Origin of the sequence: Pseudooceanicola sp. HF7, assembly GCF_011806405.1 — a bacterium.
Classification (GTDB): Bacteria; Pseudomonadota; Alphaproteobacteria; order Rhodobacterales; family Rhodobacteraceae; genus Pseudooceanicola.
The window spans coordinates 193,604-209,049 of sequence record NZ_JAATOW010000004.1 but is presented as its reverse complement, the minus strand read 5'-3'; the positions used below and the strand labels follow the sequence as shown (position 1 = coordinate 209,049).

Genomic DNA, 15,446 nt, shown 5'->3' with positions numbered 1-15,446 from the left:
GGCCGCAAAGCGCTCAAACCTCTTGCTCCGCCTCTATGCCGCCGCTGACGAGATCGGCGTGAGCAACGTCCTGACCCAAAGCTACGACACGCCCGCCGAAGCGCGGCTGGTCTCCTCCCTGCGCGAGAAGGGTGAGCTGCTGGTCGAGCTGGTTGCCAAGGACGAGGACACGACCGTGGGCTACATCGGCTTCTCCAAGCACCTCAATCCCGAAGGCTGGGTGGCGCTGGCGCCGCTCGCCGTGATCCCGCAATGCCGCGACAGGGGCGTGGGCGCGGACCTGGTGCGCTATGGCCTGGATTACGCCCGCCGCGCGGGGGCGCGGGCCGTGACGGTGCTGGGCGACGGGCGCTATTACCAGCGCTTCGGCTTCACCTACAAGGCGGCCAAGAACCTGACCACGCCCTATTCCATCGAAAACACGCTGCTCTACCCCATCGCGGCCGGCACCGCCTTTGCAGAGGAACGGCTGGTCTATTCCTCTGCCTTTGACGCGTTCAGCACCGCGCCCACCCGCTAAGCGGCGGCGCTCACTAGGGCAGGGGCTTTCCCAGGCCGATCGCCCGCGCTAACAGGGGCGCCATGACCCCCTGCGTTCTTCAGATCCTGATCCCCCGCCTTGCGCCCCGTCCCGCCCGGACAGGGTGCTGCCACCCCTGTGGGGCGTGCAAATGACCGCCGCGCCCGCCTTCCATATCCACGGCGCCAGGGTGCTGCGCCCCGGGGGCTGGGATGACGGCCCCATCGGGGTCGAGGACGGGCTGCTGACAGAGGGCCGGCCGGGCCGCGCGCTGGATCTCTCGGGCTACTGGCTCCTGCCGGGCATCGTCGATCCCCATGGCGATGGTTTTGAACGCCACCTGGCCCCAAGACGCGGCGCGCTGCGCGACCTCGGCGACGGTCTGGCCATGGCAGAGGCAGAGCTTGCGGTGAACGGCATCACGACCGGGGTGCTGGCGCAGTTCTTCTCCTGGGAGGGGGGGATGCGCAGCCCGGATTTCGCCACGCGCCTGGTCGAAGCCCACGGTCAGATGCGCCCCACGCTGGACCTGCGCCTGCAATTGCGGCTGGAAACCCACCTGCTGGCAGATTTCGACCGCGCCGCCCGCCTGGTCGAAGATCACGCGATCCCCTACCTGGTCTTCAACGACCACATCCCCCACGCGGCACTGGAAAAGGGGCGCAAGCCGCCCCGGCTGACCGGCCAGGCGCTGAAATCCGGCCGCAGCCCAGAGGCGCACTTGGCCCTGTTGCAAGACCTCCATGCCCGCAGTCCAGAGGTCCCGAACGCCATCGCGGCCCTCGTGGAGCGTCTTGCCCCGCGCGGCACCCGCTTTGGCAGCCATGACGATGCCAGCGCCGCAGACCGCCGCCACTGGCGCGCCCTTGGTGCAAAGATCGCAGAGTTCCCCGAAACCGCAGACGCCGCGGCAGAGGCCGCCGCAGCGGGCGAGCCGATCGTCCTCGGCGCGCCCAATGTCGTGCGCGGCAGTTCTCATGCAGGCAAGGTCTCTGCCCGCGACCTGGTGGCCGCCGGCCATTGCACGGCCCTGGCCTCGGACTACCACTACCCCGCCCCACGCCAGGCCGCGCTGGCGCTGGCAGAAGAGATCGGGATCGCTCCCGCCTGGGCGCTGGTCTCCTCCGGTCCCGCGCAGCTTCTGGGCCTCACGGATCGCGGCCAGCTGGCCCCGGGCCTGCGCGCCGACATGATCGCGCTCGACCCCGCCACGGGGCGCGTCGCGGCCACCTTCGCCGCCGGCCGCCCCGCCTGGCTCTCCCCCCAGATCGCCACCCGCCTGCTCTGACCGCAGGAAAGCCGGGGGACGCCCGAGCGGCCCATCGAGGGCCCCTCGTCCGTTGTCGGCTGCGCCTCCCGGCCCAAAGGCGCCCCCTGCGCATTTCTTCTTGCCGAAAAACTCCCGCCGGAGGCCGCCCAAGGCAGCCCCCAGGCGCGCCAATGCCAATAAAGCCGCCCGCCTCGCAAACCAGGCAGGCAAAAGGGCCGGGAAATCCCCAGCCCCGATCAGCCTCAATCCTGTGAAAGCTCCCTTACCGCAACGTGCGGAGCGCACCGACGTAATACCGACGTGATACCGACACGATACAGATGCTGTACCGACGCGGAAAACACCGCGTCGGTCCCCGCCGCCCGCCGGGCTCAGCCCAGCGGCTTGACCAGGTTCACATGGCCCATTTTCCGGCCCGGGCGCGTCTCTGTCTTGCCGTAAAGATGCAGCGCCGCATCGGAGCGCGCGGCCAGCTCCGGCACCCGTTCCATGTCATCGCCGATCAGGTTCTCCATCACCACGTCCGCATGGCGCTTCCCGTTGCCTAGGGGCCAGCCGGCCACGGCGCGGATGTGCTGTTCGAACTGGTCCACCACGCAGCCATTCTGGGTCCAATGGCCCGAGTTATGCACCCGCGGCGCGATCTCGTTGACCAGAAGCCCTTGGGATGTCACGAAAAGTTCCACGCCCATGACGCCGACGTAATCCAGCGCATTCAGGATCCGACCGGCCAGCAGGACCGCATCGGTGCGCAGCCCGGTGGGCAGGGCGGCGGGCACGCAGGTTTGGCGCAGGATGCCCTCGCTGTGGATGTTCTCACCGGGATCGTAGCAGGCCACGGCCCCGTCGGCGCCCCGCGCCGCGATGACCGAGATCTCGGCGCTGAAGTCCACGAAGCCCTCCAGGATCGCGGGTACACCGGCGATCTCGACGATCGCGCCGGCCGCCTCTTCCGCCGCCGTGATCCGCACCTGGCCCTTGCCGTCATAGCCAAAGCGCCGCGTCTTCAGGATCGACGGCGTGCCCAGCATCTCCAGCGCGGCCTCAAGCTCCACCAGGTCATTTACCGGGGCATAGGGCGCCACGTGCAGACCGAGACCGGTCAGGAAATCCTTCTCCGTCATCCGGTCCTGGCTGATGCGCAGGGCCTCGCGACCGGGGCGGATCGGCACCAGGCTCTCGATCAGGTCAAGCGCGGATGTCGGAACGTTTTCAAACTCGTAGGTGACCACGTCCACGGATTGGGCAAAGGCGCGCAGGGCGCTCTCGTCCTCGTAGCTGGCTGTCGTGATCGCATGGGCCACCTCGCCTGCGGGCGCATTGCTGCCCGGCTCGTAGACATGGGTCGTCAGCCCCAGGCGCGCCGCCGCAACAGAGAGCATCCGCCCCAGCTGGCCACCGCCAAGAATGCCGATCGTGGCGCCGGCTGGCAAAATATCATGCATCGGAAGGTTCCTCCGGGATCGAGGCCGCCAGCGCCGCGCGCCAGGCATCCAGCCGTTCAGCCAGCGCCGGATCGGAGACCGCCAGGATCCCCGCTGCCATCAGGCCCGCATTGGCCGCCCCCGCCGCGCCGATCGCCATGGTGGCCACCGGGAAACCCTTGGGCATCTGGACGATGGAATACAGGCTGTCCACGCCGGAGAGCGCCCGGGTCTGCACCGGCACGCCGACCACGGGCACGCGGGTTTTCGAAGCCATCATGCCCGGCAGATGCGCCGCGCCGCCTGCGCCCGCGATGATCACGTGAAGGCCCCGTTCGGCGGCCGTTTTGCCGTAATCCCAAAGCCGGTCCGGCGTGCGGTGGGCAGAGACGATCTTCGTCTCGTAAGCCACGCCCAGCTCATCCAGAACCAGCGCGGCTTCCTTCATCGTGGGCCAGTCGGACTGGCTTCCCATGATGATTCCAACCTTGATGTCGCTCATCGCCGAACCCCCGGTCAAATGGTCAGGAGACTTGGCTTATAGAGCATCTGTCCGCAGGGGCAATGCAGCCGTCCGGGCCGGGTTTGCGCCCGGTAATTCGGGCAGGTGGGCATGACTTGAGGGGCCGCTTTCATCGCGCAGGCCAGGGCGGTGCCGCCGCGGCAGTCAGGCAATGATATCGGGCAGCAAGCGGTCTTCGATCTGCGCGATCTTGTCCTTCAGCCGCAGCTTCTTCTTCTTGAGGCGTTGCAGGGTCAGGGGGTCCGCGCGTCCGCGCTCCTGCAGGGCGCTGATGGCGTCATCCAGATCGCGGTGTTCGTTCCGGAAAACCTCCAGCTCCACACGAAGGACTTCGTCGGACTTCATCGACAGGTCAGACAGGGCATTCATGCGTGATTCGGCCTCTAGTTCGCTTGGGTCTCAGGATAGGGCCAAACCCCCCGTATCGCAAAGGTCTTGCACCGGGGCGGGGCCAAACCCATATTCAGTCTAACGGGGTCTGCCGCTTACGGGGGTCCCGCACCAGACGTCGCTTAACGGTCAAGGACGCGCGAGAATGAGCAAAATGAGCCTGGGGTCTCACCCCTATCTTCTTGGGTTCGAACAATTGGAACGCCTGCTGGAACGCAGCGCGAAGTCCGGCAACGAAGGCTACCCGCCTTTCAACATCGAGCAGACCTCGGAGAACTCCTATCGCATCACGCTGGCCGTGGCCGGTTTCGCCGAAAATGAGCTGGCCATCACCGTGGAAGACCGCCAGCTGGTGATCCGCGGACGCCAAGGAGAGGACGGCGATGGCCGCATTTTCCTGCATCGCGGTATTGCCGCGCGGCAATTCCAGCGCAGTTTTGTACTGGCAGAGGGTGTCGAGGTTGGCGAGGCGATGATGGAAAACGGTCTGCTGCATGTCGACCTCAGCCGGGCAGAACCCGAGCGCGTTGTGCAGCGGATCTCGATCAGGAAAGGGTGAGAAGATGGATAGCACTTACGAATTCGACCAGCCCGGGGACGCCGTGGCAGAGCTTGTCTATGTCCGTCCCGTAGAAACTGCCGACCTGCCCGAAGAGGTGCAGGCCGAGATCGAGGAACAGCTTCCCGGTCAGACCCGCGTCTTTGCGGTGCACAACGCCGAAGGCGAGCGCCTGGCGCTTGTGAAGGACCGCGACATGGCCTTCGTGCTGGCCCGCCAGAACGACCTGGCACCGGTCACGGTTCACTGAACCCTCCCGCGCCCCCCGACGCGATTGCGGGGGGGTGAACGGGGCATTCAGGGCCCCTTAACGCCTTCGCGCGATCCTGCGTGGGCCGGACCTGATGCGCCAGATGGCAAGCGGCGGGAACGGCGGTCGGGCTGCAAGTGAAGGGATCGGCCGGATTGAACTGCCCGTCGGCATGGATTACTCCGCTGTGAAGGGCTTCTGCGCCCGGTCATAAAGGGGCTTTCATGCAGTATCCCGCCATCGCCATCGCGCCCTACGGCACGCGGTTCTCCGGTCGCTACGACAGGATGTCCTGCGATGCGCTGATCTGGCCGCTGGGCCAGCCCCGGCGCCTGCAGGGCGCGACCTTGGCCGAGATGGGCGAACAGGATCACCTGATCCTCTATCCCCGCAACGAATTCCACCTGCGTCCCTTCCACAGGCTGAACGCGAAGATCTCCCTGATGGTGCAGGAGCCGCGGGTCATCCATGGCCATCACCGGCGCTGGCTGGGCCTGTCGCATCGCAAGTTCTTCCGCGTGCTCACCCATGACCGGGCGCTGATCAACCGGATCCCCAATGGCGTCTTCGTCCCCTTCGGCACCACCTGGGTGCCGGACTGGCAAGACCGGGACCTGACCAAAACCCGCATGTGTTCGCTGATCGCCTCTGCCAAGCGCAGCCAGGAAGGCCACCGCCTGCGGCACGAGATCGTGGACTGGGCCCGCGCCGAAGGCCTGCCGCTTGAGGCGATGGGCGGCGGCTATGCCCCCTTCGATGCCAAGGCCGATGGGCTGGCCCCCTTCCGCTATTCCGTCGTCATCGAAAACGCGCGCGAACCGGATTACTTCAGCGAAAAGCTTGTCGATTCAGTGCTTTGCCTGACCGTGCCGATCTATTGGGGCTGCCCGAACATCGCCGATTACATGCCGGTGGAGGGCATGGTGATCTGTGAAAGCGCCGCCGATATACAGAAGGCGCTGCGCAGCATGAGCGAGGCCGATTATGCCGCCCGGCTTCCGGGCTTGCAGGCCGCGCGCCCCAAGGCGGCGCTGTGGACGGACCTGGAACGGCGCACGGCAGAGGCGCTGCGCGAAAGCCTCAGGGAAAGCCAGCGCAAACCCTTCTGAGGGCGCTCAGGCTTCGGGCTGCCAGATACCGTATTGGCTTTGCAGGAAACGGGCGCAGGCGGCATTGGCCTCGCTGCGGTCCAGGCCCTCGATCACCTGAAGGAACAGCGCATCGTCGAAGGCATCGTCCTGTTCCGGCGGGATGGAGCCCTTGGCATTGCCCCAGATGCCCGTGCCCGCGGCCTCCAGCATACCCGACAGCCAGATGTCATCCACGGTCCAGAGCTTGGCCGGCACGTCGAAGACACGCGCGTCGAAGAAGGCAGGGCGGACCAGGACGCCGGCGTAGCCCTCTGCGATATCGATGTACCCGCCCTCGCTGAAATTGCGGCTGCGGGCGGGCTTGGGGTATTTCCGGCCGTCCTTCTTTTCGCGCAGGGTCTGGCGCAGGCGGCGCAGGCGATAGGGCAGGTCCCAGCGGCTGCGCAGCGCCTGGGCGCGGGGCTGGCGGGTCTCTGCGTGGGGAATGCCGATCCGGGACAGGTTCCAGCCCGCGTTGGCGATGCAATCATCGGGTCGGGCGTTGGAGGCGGCGATCAGGCTGCCTACCCAGTCGGGATGGGGTACGCGGTCGTCATCGCAGTAGATGATGCGGACGTCATTGCGGTCCCGGTAATCCTGAAGGGCCGGCAGGACCTTGGTCGCGGGACCGAAATCCATGTCACCCACGCTCAGCGTCACACCCTCTGGCAGAGGGGGGCGGGTGAATTCATGGTCGGGGAAACGGCGATAGGTTTCCGGGATGTTCACCCGGATCACGTCCACCCTGTGCCGCTGGTCCAGGATGGCGCGAAGTGTACGGCCCAGCATGTTGAAGCGGGGCGGGATGGTGGAAAGCGAGACGACGATCATGTCGTCTTCATGCCCCGCTTTCCACCCTTGGGCAAGCGCCCTTAGTTACCGTTGATCAGGCCCAGGCTTTCCAGCTTGAGGATGACCTGGTGGGCACAGTTGTCGACGTCTGTGCCTTCGGTGTCGATCGACAGCTCGGGGTTCTTGGGCACATCGTAGGGGTCGGAGATGCCGGTGAACTCCTTGATCTTGCCTTCACGCGCCAGCTTGTAGAGACCCTTGCGGTCGCGGCGTTCGCATTCCTCAATGGAGGTCGCGACGTGCACTTCCACGAAGGCGCCGTACTGCTCGATCCCTTCGCGGACGATGCGGCGGGTGGCTGCATAGGGCGCGATGGGGGCGCAGATGGCAATCCCGCCGTTCTTGGTGATCTCGGAAGCGACGTAGCCGATCCGCTGGATGTTCAGGTCGCGGTGCTCCTTGGAGAAGCCAAGCTCGCTGGACAGGTTCTTACGCACGATGTCGCCATCGAGCAGCGTCACCGGACGGCCACCCATTTCCATCAGCTTGACCATGACGGCGTTCGCGATGGTGGATTTGCCCGAGCCGGAGAAGCCGGTCAGGAAGACCGTGAAGCCCTGCTTGGCGCGCGGCGGCTTGGTCTTGCGCAGTTCGGCGACAACCTCGGGGAAGGAGAACCATTCCGGGATTTCCAGGCCTTCGGCCAGACGGCGGCGCAGTTCGGTGCCGGAGATGTTGAGGATGGTGACGTTGTCCTTGTCCTCGATCTCGTCGTTGGGCTCGTACTGGGCGCGTTCTTCCACGTAGACCATGTGTTTGAACGGCACCATTTCGATGCCCATTTCCTCTTCGTGCTCCTTGAATAGCTCTTGCGCGTCATAGGGGCCGTAGAAGTCTTCGCCGGCGGAGTTGGAGCCGGGGCCGGCGTGGTCGCGGCCGACGATGAAGTGGGTCACGCCGTAGTTCTTGCGGATCAGGCCATGCCAGACGGCCTCACGCGGGCCGGCCATGCGCATTGCCAGCGGCAGCAGCGACATGGTGGTGGTGGAGGCCGGGTACTTGTCCAGGACGGCTTCGTAGCAGCGCACGCGGGTGAAGTGATCGACGTCGCCCGGCTTGGTCATGCCGACGACCGGGTGGATCAGCAGGTTGGCCTGGGCTTCGCGCGCGGCGCGGAAGGTCAGCTCCTGGTGGGCGCGGTGCAGCGGGTTCCGGGTCTGGAAGGCCACGACCTTGCGCCAGCCCATCTTGCGGAAGAAGGCGCGCAGTTCGTTCGGCGTGTCGCGACGGGCACGGAAGTCGTAGTGCATCGGGGTCTGGATGCCGGTGACCGGGCCGCCAAGGTAGACGTTGCCGGCGGTGTTGTGCAGGTAATGCACGGCCGGGTGGGCTTCGTCATCCGCGCCGAAGACCTTTTCGGCTTCCTTGGACTTGTTGGGGGTCCAGTTGTCGGTGACCGTCATGGTCGCCAGGATGACGCCTTCCTGATCGCGCAGGGCGATGTCCTGGCCCTCTTCCAGCTTGGAAGCGAACTCTTCGGAGACGTCCAGCGTGATGGGCATCGGCCAGAGCGTGCCATCGGCGGTGCGCATGTTCTCGACGACGCCGTCGTAATCGGCCTCGGTCAGGAAGCCCTTCAGCGGTGCGAAGCCGCCGTTCATCAGCAGTTCCAGGTCGCAGATCTGGCGCGGGGTCAGGTCCCAGGAGACGAGGTCGGCTGCTTCGACCTTCAGTTTCTGGGCAGAATCAGAGGAGACGTAGAGCTCCGAAATGGGGGCTAGGTTATTTTGCATGAAAGTAGTCCTGTCGCTTAAAGGTGTGAGGCCAGGGCGGATGCCGGTCAATTCGGCATGGAGCATCTGATACTCGAGGAACTTCGCGGCAAGGAATTGATCCGTAAGACGGATCTTCTCTGCCGCGCCGCGTGTGGTCAGCGCATAGGCAAAGCGCTGACGCTTGTCGGGGCCAGCACGTTGGCTGACCTTGATGAACCCGGCCTCTGAGGCCGAACGAAGTTGCGCGTTAAGCCTTCCCAGGGAGACGCCGATGGCCGAAGAAATCGTGCGCTGCGACGCGTCCGGTGCCATGTCGAGATGGCGCAGGAGGCGGAAGAGCTGATCTTCTTCGTCGGAAATCGGAGATGTCTTCTGTGACGGCAAAATCGTGCGACCCAAGTGTGTTCACGGCTGAACGCATTACATATCGACAGGGCGCTGCATAGGGGTTTTTTGTGTTCCCGGCATGAATCGGCGCATTTGGCGCAGGAAGGTCCTGCTTTCTACGCTCTGCCTAGGCAACCGGGGTGCTTTCGGGCGTGCTGCTGGCTCCGGCGGGCAGGGCAGGGGCCCGGAACGGGAAGCGCCGCACCCCCTGAAGGGATGCGGCGCATAAGACGTCAGGAATGTGCAGGCCTCTCAGGCCTCGTTGGGGGCGCCGTAACCAAGCGGCAGGGTTTCATCCTTGCCCTCGTCCAACCCGACTTCGGACAGGTAACGCTCTGCATCAAGCGCTGCCATGCAGCCCATGCCGGCGCTGGTCACGGCCTGGCGGTACTTTTGGTCGGTCAGGTCGCCGGCAGCAAAGACGCCGGGAATCGAGGTTTCGGTCGAGCCGGGGGTGACCTTCACGTAGCCGCCGTGGTGCAGCTCAAGCTGGTCCTTGACCAGTTCGGATGCCGGCGCATGGCCGATGGCCACGAAGACGCCCTTGGCCGAGATATCCGATTCCTCGCCGGAGCGGACATCGCGCACCTTGATGCCGGTGACGCCCTTGGGGTTGTCCTCGCCCACGACCTCGACGAGCTCATGGAACCAGAGCGGTTCGATCTTGGGGTTCTTCGCCATGCGGTCCTGCAGGATCTTCTCTGCCCGAAGCTCATCGCGGCGGTGGATCAGCGTCACCTTGGAGGCGAAGTTCGTCAGGAACAGGGCCTCTTCCACGGCGGTGTTGCCGCCGCCGATCACCACGATTTCCTGGCCGCGGTAGAAGAAGCCGTCACAGGTGGCACAGGCAGAGACGCCGAAGCCCTTGAAGGCCTCTTCACTGTCCAGCCCCAGCCACTTGGCGCGGGCGCCGGTGGCCAGGATGACCGCATCGGCCACGTATTCCGTGCCGCTGTCGCCCTTGGCTACGAAGGGGCGCTTGGACAGGTCCAGATCGGTGATGATGTCGCCGATGATCTCGGTGCCCATCGCCTTGGCATGGGCTTCCATGTTGACCATCAGTTCCGGTCCCTGGATCTCTGTCGCGCCGGGCCAGTTCTCCACCTCGGTGGTGGTGGTCAGCTGGCCGCCGGGCTCGATCCCCTGGACCAGGATGGGCTCCAGCATGGCGCGGCTGGCATAGACGGCCGCCGTGTAGCCGGCAGGGCCGGACCCGATGATGAGTACCTTCGTCTTGCGCTGTTCGGCCATGTCTTTCCCCTGATTTGCAGCTTTGCCTACTTAAGCGCGGGGGCGTCCGGGTGCAAGGAATGGGCCATGCACAGAAAGGCGGCCGGGGTTTCCTGGTGGCGGTAACAGAATCTTGCCGATATACGAAATATTATTGCGCCAGTCAGGGGCGCTGCTATAAGAAACGCAATTCTGGAGAGGATAATTATGGCCGCTGGCACACGTTTGGACCCGATTGACCGCAAGATCCTGGCGGAGCTTCAGGCCGACGGACGCATGACCAATGTCGAGCTGGCAAAGCGCGTGGGCATTTCCGCGCCGCCTTGCCTGCGTCGCGTGCGGACGCTGGAAGAAGCCGGATACATCCGTGGCTACCATGCAGAGGTCGACTCCCGCGAACTGGGGTTCGAGGTGCAGGTCTTTGCCTCAGTCGGGCTGGTCAGTCAAGCCGAGGCGGACCTGGTGGCTTTCGAGGAAAAGTGCCGCGAGTGGCCCCTGGTCCGCGAATGCCACATGCTGAACGGTGAGGTCGACTTCATCCTGAAATGCGTGGCGCCGGATCTCTCTACTTTCCAGACATTCCTGACCAGCCAGCTTACCAGCGCAGAGAACGTCGCCAGCGTGAAGACGTCCCTGGTCATTCGTGGCGCCAAGGATGAGCCCGGCGTGCCCTTCGAAGTGCTCGAAGAGCGGCTGGCGCGGGACGCCTGAGCGCGTCCTAGATCCGGATCACCGAAATCAGCCGGCCGTAATCCGCTTCACCCTCATGGGTGGCCCGGCGATAAGAGAAGAATCGCGCCGGATCCGAATAGGTGCAATGGCCGGTCCAGTTCGCGCTCGCCACCCCGGCAGAGCGCAGACGGTGCAGCCCGTAGCTGGGCAGGTCGAAATGCAGCCGGTCGCCGTTGCCGTTGGCAAAGAAGCGGCTGTTGTCGGGATCTTCGGCCAGGAAATCGTCAAGGAACTCGGGGCCGACCTCATAGGCGCGCTGGCTGATGGTCGGGCCGATGACGGCCTTCACGTCCTGGCGTCGCGCGCCCAGCTCTTCCATCGCGTCCAGCGTGGCCTCCAGCACACCATCCCGCGCGCCGCGCCAGCCCGCATGGGCGGCGCCCACGACGCGTGCCTTGGGGTCTGCAAAAAGCACCGGCTGGCAATCGGCGGTCAGCACCGCAAGGGCCAGGCCCGGAGTCGCGGTCGCCATGGCATCGGCTTCCGGTGCGATGTCGAAGGCGTCCCGGACCGGCAGCGCCCGGCTGGAATGGACCTGGCGTACCTGGACCAGGCTGGCGGGGGCGACATCCATCGCCTCTGCCACGCGCGCCCGGTTGATGGAGACGATCTCTGCCTGGTCGGAGGATCCGGGGCCGCAGTTCAGCCCGTGGAAAATCCCTGAGGAGGCCCCGCCCTTGCGGGTGAAGAAGCCATGACGGATTGCGCCGAGAGTCGGGTAGGTGAGGATTTCCAATGTCATACTGGCTTTGTCGTCGGGAGCGGTTCCAGGCCGGGCGGCGGGCGCTGGCCCCTGGGAAAGAGGGCTAGAATCTTGAAGAGCGTCCCCATTTCTTCGGGGTGGGTCAAGCGGCGATGTGCAGCGATGTGACTGGAAAGCGCGTCGCCGCTCAGGGCCTTGGCCAGGGCCTGCGCCCGCGCCGTGATGCCAAGACGCTCAAGGAAGACGCCCTGGGTGGTCAAGAGGCTGTGGGTCGCGGGGGCGGCACCGGTGGCGATTTCCTCGAAATCGACGTGGGCGGTCAGGTCCGCTTCGCCGGGGGTCTCGAAGGGATCGGCGTGGTCATGGTTGCGCAGGGCCTGAAGCGTATCGCCCTGGCTGCGCCAGTCGCCGTAATCCGCGACAAGGGCCGTGCCGCCATGCTGTGCGATGCGGGCACCGATCTGGCCGGCGATGGCCCCGGCAGCGGGGCAGAGCTCTACCAGGTCGCCGTCCTTCGTGTCCGCCAGCCGGTGATCCAGCGCAGGTTCCGGCGCGGGCGGCGTCAGGCCCGGTTGCAGGCTGTCCCCCTCCGCAGCGATGCGCCGCTCGCTCCAGAGGTCGCCGGCCCGGATGAACTGGCGGATCGGTAAGGCGTCGAAGAATTCATTGGCAACAAGGAAAAGGGGCGCTTCCGGCAAGGCGTCGACCCTGTCCAGCCATTGCGGGGCGTAGCCCGCCAAGAGCTCTGCCTGAGCCGCGCGCAGGGGCGGAGAGGCCTCTACCAGGTAAAGCTGCATGGCGTCGTGAAAGCCCGGCACGCCACGGGTGGCCCGCAGCAGGTCCGCCATCAGCGTGCCCCGTCCGGGGCCCAGTTCCGCCAGGGTGAAGGGCGCCGGTGACCCCTGGTCCAGCCAGCTTTGCGCCAGGGCAAGGCCCAGCAATTCACCGAACATCTGGGAAATCTCGGGCGCGGTGGTGAAGTCACCGGCCTGTCCCAGGGGATCGCGCGTGATGTAGTAGCCGTGCTGCGGATGCAGCAGGCACTCGGCCATGTAATCGCTGATCTTGAGCGGCCCGTCTTGGGCGATCCGGGTCAGCAGGTGTTGGGTCAGCGCGCTCATGGGGCGGCCTTCGCGGGGCGGAAGGACCACAGGATGAAGGCGAGCCCAAGCAGCACCATCGGCAGCGAAAGCACCTGGCCCATGGTCAGGCCCAGCTCTGCGGAGAAGCGGATGACATGCCCATGGGGGTTGCCCGCGGTGATGAACTGATGGTCCGCCAGCCGGAAAAGCTCCACCACCATCCGGGCCAGCCCGTAGCCGGCGATGAAGACGCCGGTCAGGCGACCGGGGTGTTTCAGCGTGCGGGTGGCAAAGGCCAGCACGATCAGGATCAGCCCAAGGGCCAGACCTTCCAGACCGGCTTCATAAAGCTGAGAGGGGTGGCGCGCGCAAAGGCCGTCAACACCGGGGCAGTTCTGCGCTGCCGGTCCGGGGAAGATAACGCCCCAGGGTGCATCCGTCGGTCTGCCCCAAAGCTCTGCATTGATGAAATTGGCGATCCGGCCCAGCATCAGGCCCGGCGGTGTGCCAAGCGCCAGCATGTCCATCGCCGGCAGCAGCGGCACCTTCCAGCGCGCGCAATAGATCAGGGTGGCCACTGCCACGCCCAGCAACCCGCCGTGGAAGGACATGCCTCCCTGCCAGATCGCCAGGATCTCCTGCGGGTGGCTGAAGTAATAGGCGGGCTGGTAGAACAGCACGAAGCCCAGCCGCCCGCCCAGGACGACCCCCACGATCAGCCAGGTGATGAAATCCCCCAGCTGCGTATCGCTCATCGGGGGCTGGTTGCGCTGCCAGAGACTGGCGCGACGCAGCGCGCTGCGGGCCAGCAACCAGCCCAGGAAAATGCCGACCAGATAGGCCAGGGCATACCAGCGCAAAGCGAAAGTGAGCCCGAAGATGTTCACGGAGAAGATCTCGGGCGCGATATCGGGGAAGGGGATCACGGCCTGCATTGGCGGTATCTGCAATTGTGCCGCTTGGAGTGTCAAGCGCGCTCCGTATGGCAGGGTCCGGCATCACGCGGGGTTGAGGCCAGCCTGTTCGCCCCCATATAGAGGGGGAAGTGTAACAGCCAGGCGCGAGGCCAAAATGCAGACCCGGTCCAAGTTTTTCGACGACATGTCTCAGCTCATGACCAATGCCATGGGCGTTGCCCAGGGTGCCAAGGACGAGGCAGAGACCGCCTTCAACTCCATGATCGACCGCTGGCTTGCGGATCGTGACTTTGTCACCCGCGAGCAGTTCGAGGCCGTGGAGCTGATGGCGAAGAAAGCACGCGAAGAGAACGAGGCACTCAAGGCCCGTCTTGACGCGCTGGAAGCCGCCGCGAAGTAAGCGGTGGCCCTGGCGCCTGCCTGCTAGCAGGCGCCTTCCGTCTCTATGGTGACGCGCCCCTGCCTGCCGGCGGGGAAGTCGCTGAGCACGGCTCCGATCATTGGCGCGGCCAGCGGGGCAAAGTTGCTGCAGGCGCCGCGGTTCAGCCCGCGCCCTTCAAAGGCCCGTTTGCCGGTGCGGCTGTCGGTCATGTTGATGCTGACCTGCGCGGTAAAGACGATATCCGTCCGCGTCCGCCAATCGTAGCCGACGACACCCCAGATCGGCACCGTTTCCTGGATCGTCCCGCCGTTCGGTCCGGGGCGGGACACGTTGCGATAGCCGATGATGCCGCGCTCGGGAACCGAGTACTGGGTGGTCACTTTCTCTCCGTTGTCGATCTGGTAGCCGAAGGCGGCCACAAGGCGCGCGCCCGAGCGGCTGGCCAGCGGCGTATACCCCTTGCCCAGCAGGACGCCGGCCAGCACCCTGGAATATTGCTGCCAGGCCAGTGAGTTGCCGTCCATCCCCGGAGCGGGTGTGATGTAGACGGTCTTGGGCTCGACCCCCTCTGGAATGGCAGAGATCGCGTCCACCTGGGTGGTGACGCTGGCGCAGGCGGCCAGAAGCAGGCCCGAGAGGGCAAGGCAGAGGAACCGGATCATGGCGGAACTCCTTCACGGCAATGGCACCAGCCTAGACCAGCACGCGTAACCGTTAAAGGGGCGGCGTGAAGGCCGCTCGGGCGCGGGTGACTTCGGCGCGGATCACGCAATCGCCGGCGTGATCGTTGACCAGCCCCATGGCTTGCATGAAGGCGAAAACGGTTGTCGGCCCCACGAATTTCCAGCCGCGCGCCTTGAGATCCTTGGACAGCCTCTTCGATGTCTCGGTGAGAGAGGCGCTCAGCGGCGTGCCGGGGGCGGCTTCCTCGAACCGCCAGAAATAGGCGGCAAGGGAGCCTTCGCTTTCCACCATTTCCACCGCGCGGGCGGCGTTGTTGATGACCGCTTCGATCTTGCCACGATGGCGCACGATCCCCGCGTCCGCCAGCAGGCGGGTCACCTCCTCTGGTCCGTAGGCAGCGACCTTTCGGAAGTCGAAACCGTCGAAGGCGGCACGGAAGTTGTCGCGCTTGGCCAGGATCGTGCGCCAGCTCAACCCGGACTGGAAGCTTTCAAGGCAGAGCTTTTCAAAGAGCCGCTGGTCATCGGCCACGGGAAAGCCCCATTCGGCATCGTGATAGGGAAAGAACTCTGGCGCGCCGCCGCACCAGGTGCAGCGCGGGCGGCCATCGGGGCCGGGAATGGTCATGGGCGCCTCTTGGAAAGGAAAACGGGCCGGGAAACTGTCCCGGCCCGTGGCATCCAAGTCAATCGGCGC

General features: G+C 65.5%; 18 protein-coding genes. 7 read left to right on the top strand and 11 right to left on the bottom strand.

Annotated features, from left to right (window positions below):
* The first annotated feature begins 22 nt into the window (after positions 1-22).
* Both HCZ97_RS03805 and HCZ97_RS03800 read left to right on the top strand, forming a co-directional pair.
* Entirely contained in the window at positions 23-520 is a 498-nt protein-coding gene (locus HCZ97_RS03805; protein WP_217701719.1) for a GNAT family N-acetyltransferase, read from the top strand.
* A gap of 151 nt (positions 521-671) precedes the next feature.
* On the top strand, positions 672-1,808 hold the full coding sequence (locus HCZ97_RS03800; protein ID WP_167687341.1) for an alpha-D-ribose 1-methylphosphonate 5-triphosphate diphosphatase: 1,137 nt from the start codon (positions 672-674) through the stop codon (positions 1,806-1,808).
* A gap of 353 nt (positions 1,809-2,161) precedes the next feature.
* On the opposite strand, the gene HCZ97_RS03795 is transcribed toward HCZ97_RS03800, so the two are convergent.
* From HCZ97_RS03795 to HCZ97_RS03785, 3 genes are all read right to left on the bottom strand, one after another.
* On the bottom strand, positions 2,162-3,235 hold the full coding sequence (locus HCZ97_RS03795; protein ID WP_167687340.1) for a 5-(carboxyamino)imidazole ribonucleotide synthase: 1,074 nt from the start codon (positions 3,233-3,235) through the stop codon (positions 2,162-2,164).
* Entirely contained in the window at positions 3,228-3,716 is a 489-nt protein-coding gene (gene purE / locus HCZ97_RS03790; RefSeq protein ID WP_167687339.1) for a 5-(carboxyamino)imidazole ribonucleotide mutase, read from the bottom strand. Before purE ends, HCZ97_RS03795 begins: the two co-directional genes overlap by 8 nt.
* A gap of 165 nt (positions 3,717-3,881) precedes the next feature.
* Positions 3,882-4,106 (bottom strand): YdcH family protein, encoded by a 225-nt coding sequence (locus HCZ97_RS03785; RefSeq protein ID WP_167687338.1) that lies wholly within the window; start codon positions 4,104-4,106, stop codon positions 3,882-3,884.
* A gap of 166 nt (positions 4,107-4,272) precedes the next feature.
* Between HCZ97_RS03785 and HCZ97_RS03780 the strand changes: the two genes are divergently transcribed.
* From HCZ97_RS03780 to HCZ97_RS03770, 3 genes are all read left to right on the top strand, one after another.
* On the top strand, positions 4,273-4,686 hold the full coding sequence (locus HCZ97_RS03780; protein WP_167687337.1) for an Hsp20 family protein: 414 nt from the start codon (positions 4,273-4,275) through the stop codon (positions 4,684-4,686).
* A gap of 4 nt (positions 4,687-4,690) precedes the next feature.
* Positions 4,691-4,936, top strand: coding sequence for a DUF1150 family protein (locus HCZ97_RS03775; RefSeq protein ID WP_167687336.1), 246 nt, complete (start codon positions 4,691-4,693; stop codon positions 4,934-4,936).
* Between the two features lie 224 nt (positions 4,937-5,160).
* Entirely contained in the window at positions 5,161-6,045 is an 885-nt protein-coding gene (locus HCZ97_RS03770; RefSeq protein WP_167687335.1) for a hypothetical protein, read from the top strand.
* A gap of 6 nt (positions 6,046-6,051) precedes the next feature.
* On the opposite strand, the gene HCZ97_RS03765 is transcribed toward HCZ97_RS03770, so the two are convergent.
* The 3 genes from HCZ97_RS03765 to trxB all read right to left on the bottom strand — a co-directional run bounded on the left by HCZ97_RS03765 (position 6,052) and on the right by trxB (position 10,271).
* Complete coding sequence (locus HCZ97_RS03765) at positions 6,052-6,897, bottom strand: glycosyltransferase family 2 protein (protein ID WP_167687334.1); 846 nt, start codon at positions 6,895-6,897, stop codon at positions 6,052-6,054.
* Between the two features lie 41 nt (positions 6,898-6,938).
* A complete protein-coding gene (locus HCZ97_RS03760) occupies positions 6,939-9,017 on the bottom strand; it encodes a bifunctional sulfate adenylyltransferase/adenylylsulfate kinase (RefSeq protein ID WP_167687380.1) in 2,079 nt (692 codons plus the stop codon).
* 255 nt (positions 9,018-9,272) lie between these two features.
* Positions 9,273-10,271 (bottom strand): thioredoxin-disulfide reductase, encoded by a 999-nt coding sequence (trxB, locus tag HCZ97_RS03755; RefSeq protein WP_167687333.1) that lies wholly within the window; start codon positions 10,269-10,271, stop codon positions 9,273-9,275.
* A 186-nt stretch (positions 10,272-10,457) separates the two neighbouring features.
* On the opposite strand from trxB, the gene HCZ97_RS03750 reads away from it, so the two are divergent.
* Positions 10,458-10,961 carry an Lrp/AsnC family transcriptional regulator gene (locus HCZ97_RS03750; RefSeq protein ID WP_167687332.1) on the top strand — a complete coding sequence of 168 codons (504 nt, stop codon included), beginning with the start codon at positions 10,458-10,460 and terminating at the stop codon, positions 10,959-10,961.
* 7 nt (positions 10,962-10,968) lie between these two features.
* Here the strand turns inward: HCZ97_RS03750 and pgeF are convergent, their stop codons facing one another.
* The 3 genes from pgeF to lgt are packed head-to-tail and all read right to left on the bottom strand — an operon-like array spanning position 10,969 to position 13,702.
* On the bottom strand, positions 10,969-11,724 hold the full coding sequence (gene pgeF / locus HCZ97_RS03745; protein WP_167687331.1) for a peptidoglycan editing factor PgeF: 756 nt from the start codon (positions 11,722-11,724) through the stop codon (positions 10,969-10,971).
* Positions 11,721-12,806, bottom strand: coding sequence for a class I SAM-dependent methyltransferase (locus tag HCZ97_RS03740; protein WP_167687330.1), 1,086 nt, complete (start codon positions 12,804-12,806; stop codon positions 11,721-11,723). Before HCZ97_RS03740 ends, pgeF begins: the two co-directional genes overlap by 4 nt.
* Positions 12,803-13,702 (bottom strand): prolipoprotein diacylglyceryl transferase, encoded by a 900-nt coding sequence (gene lgt / locus HCZ97_RS03735; protein ID WP_167687329.1) that lies wholly within the window; start codon positions 13,700-13,702, stop codon positions 12,803-12,805. Before lgt ends, HCZ97_RS03740 begins: the two co-directional genes overlap by 4 nt.
* 136 nt (positions 13,703-13,838) lie before the next feature.
* Between lgt and HCZ97_RS03730 the strand changes: the two genes are divergently transcribed.
* Entirely contained in the window at positions 13,839-14,084 is a 246-nt protein-coding gene (locus HCZ97_RS03730; RefSeq protein ID WP_167687328.1) for an accessory factor UbiK family protein, read from the top strand.
* Positions 14,085-14,107: 23 nt separating this feature from the next.
* On the opposite strand, the gene HCZ97_RS03725 is transcribed toward HCZ97_RS03730, so the two are convergent.
* Both HCZ97_RS03725 and HCZ97_RS03720 read right to left on the bottom strand, forming a co-directional pair.
* Positions 14,108-14,728 carry a hypothetical protein gene (locus HCZ97_RS03725; protein WP_167687327.1) on the bottom strand — a complete coding sequence of 207 codons (621 nt, stop codon included), beginning with the start codon at positions 14,726-14,728 and terminating at the stop codon, positions 14,108-14,110.
* Between the two features lie 52 nt (positions 14,729-14,780).
* The gene (locus HCZ97_RS03720) at positions 14,781-15,377 is read right to left on the bottom strand and encodes a DNA-3-methyladenine glycosylase I (RefSeq protein WP_167687326.1); all 597 of its coding nucleotides are present in this window, start codon (positions 15,375-15,377) and stop codon (positions 14,781-14,783) included.
* Between the last annotated feature and the right edge of the window lie 69 nt (positions 15,378-15,446).

Coding starts and splice junctions, on each gene's coding strand:
- HCZ97_RS03750 (WP_167687332.1), top strand. CDS start 10,458: ATGGCCGCTGGCACACGTTTGGACCCGATTGACCGCAAGATCCTGGCG.
- HCZ97_RS03765 (WP_167687334.1), bottom strand. CDS start 6,897: ATGATCGTCGTCTCGCTTTCCACCATCCCGCCCCGCTTCAACATGCTG.
- HCZ97_RS03780 (WP_167687337.1), top strand. CDS start 4,273: ATGAGCAAAATGAGCCTGGGGTCTCACCCCTATCTTCTTGGGTTCGAA.
- HCZ97_RS03770 (WP_167687335.1), top strand. CDS start 5,161: ATGCAGTATCCCGCCATCGCCATCGCGCCCTACGGCACGCGGTTCTCC.
- purE (WP_167687339.1), bottom strand. CDS start 3,716: ATGAGCGACATCAAGGTTGGAATCATCATGGGAAGCCAGTCCGACTGG.
- trxB (WP_167687333.1), bottom strand. CDS start 10,271: ATGGCCGAACAGCGCAAGACGAAGGTACTCATCATCGGGTCCGGCCCT.
- HCZ97_RS03775 (WP_167687336.1), top strand. CDS start 4,691: ATGGATAGCACTTACGAATTCGACCAGCCCGGGGACGCCGTGGCAGAG.
- HCZ97_RS03785 (WP_167687338.1), bottom strand. CDS start 4,106: ATGAATGCCCTGTCTGACCTGTCGATGAAGTCCGACGAAGTCCTTCGT.
- HCZ97_RS03795 (WP_167687340.1), bottom strand. CDS start 3,235: ATGCATGATATTTTGCCAGCCGGCGCCACGATCGGCATTCTTGGCGGT.
- HCZ97_RS03800 (WP_167687341.1), top strand. CDS start 672: ATGACCGCCGCGCCCGCCTTCCATATCCACGGCGCCAGGGTGCTGCGC.
- pgeF (WP_167687331.1), bottom strand. CDS start 11,724: ATGACATTGGAAATCCTCACCTACCCGACTCTCGGCGCAATCCGTCAT.
- HCZ97_RS03740 (WP_167687330.1), bottom strand. CDS start 12,806: ATGAGCGCGCTGACCCAACACCTGCTGACCCGGATCGCCCAAGACGGG.
- HCZ97_RS03725 (WP_167687327.1), bottom strand. CDS start 14,728: ATGATCCGGTTCCTCTGCCTTGCCCTCTCGGGCCTGCTTCTGGCCGCC.
- HCZ97_RS03720 (WP_167687326.1), bottom strand. CDS start 15,377: ATGACCATTCCCGGCCCCGATGGCCGCCCGCGCTGCACCTGGTGCGGC.
- HCZ97_RS03730 (WP_167687328.1), top strand. CDS start 13,839: ATGCAGACCCGGTCCAAGTTTTTCGACGACATGTCTCAGCTCATGACC.
- lgt (WP_167687329.1), bottom strand. CDS start 13,702: ATGCAGGCCGTGATCCCCTTCCCCGATATCGCGCCCGAGATCTTCTCC.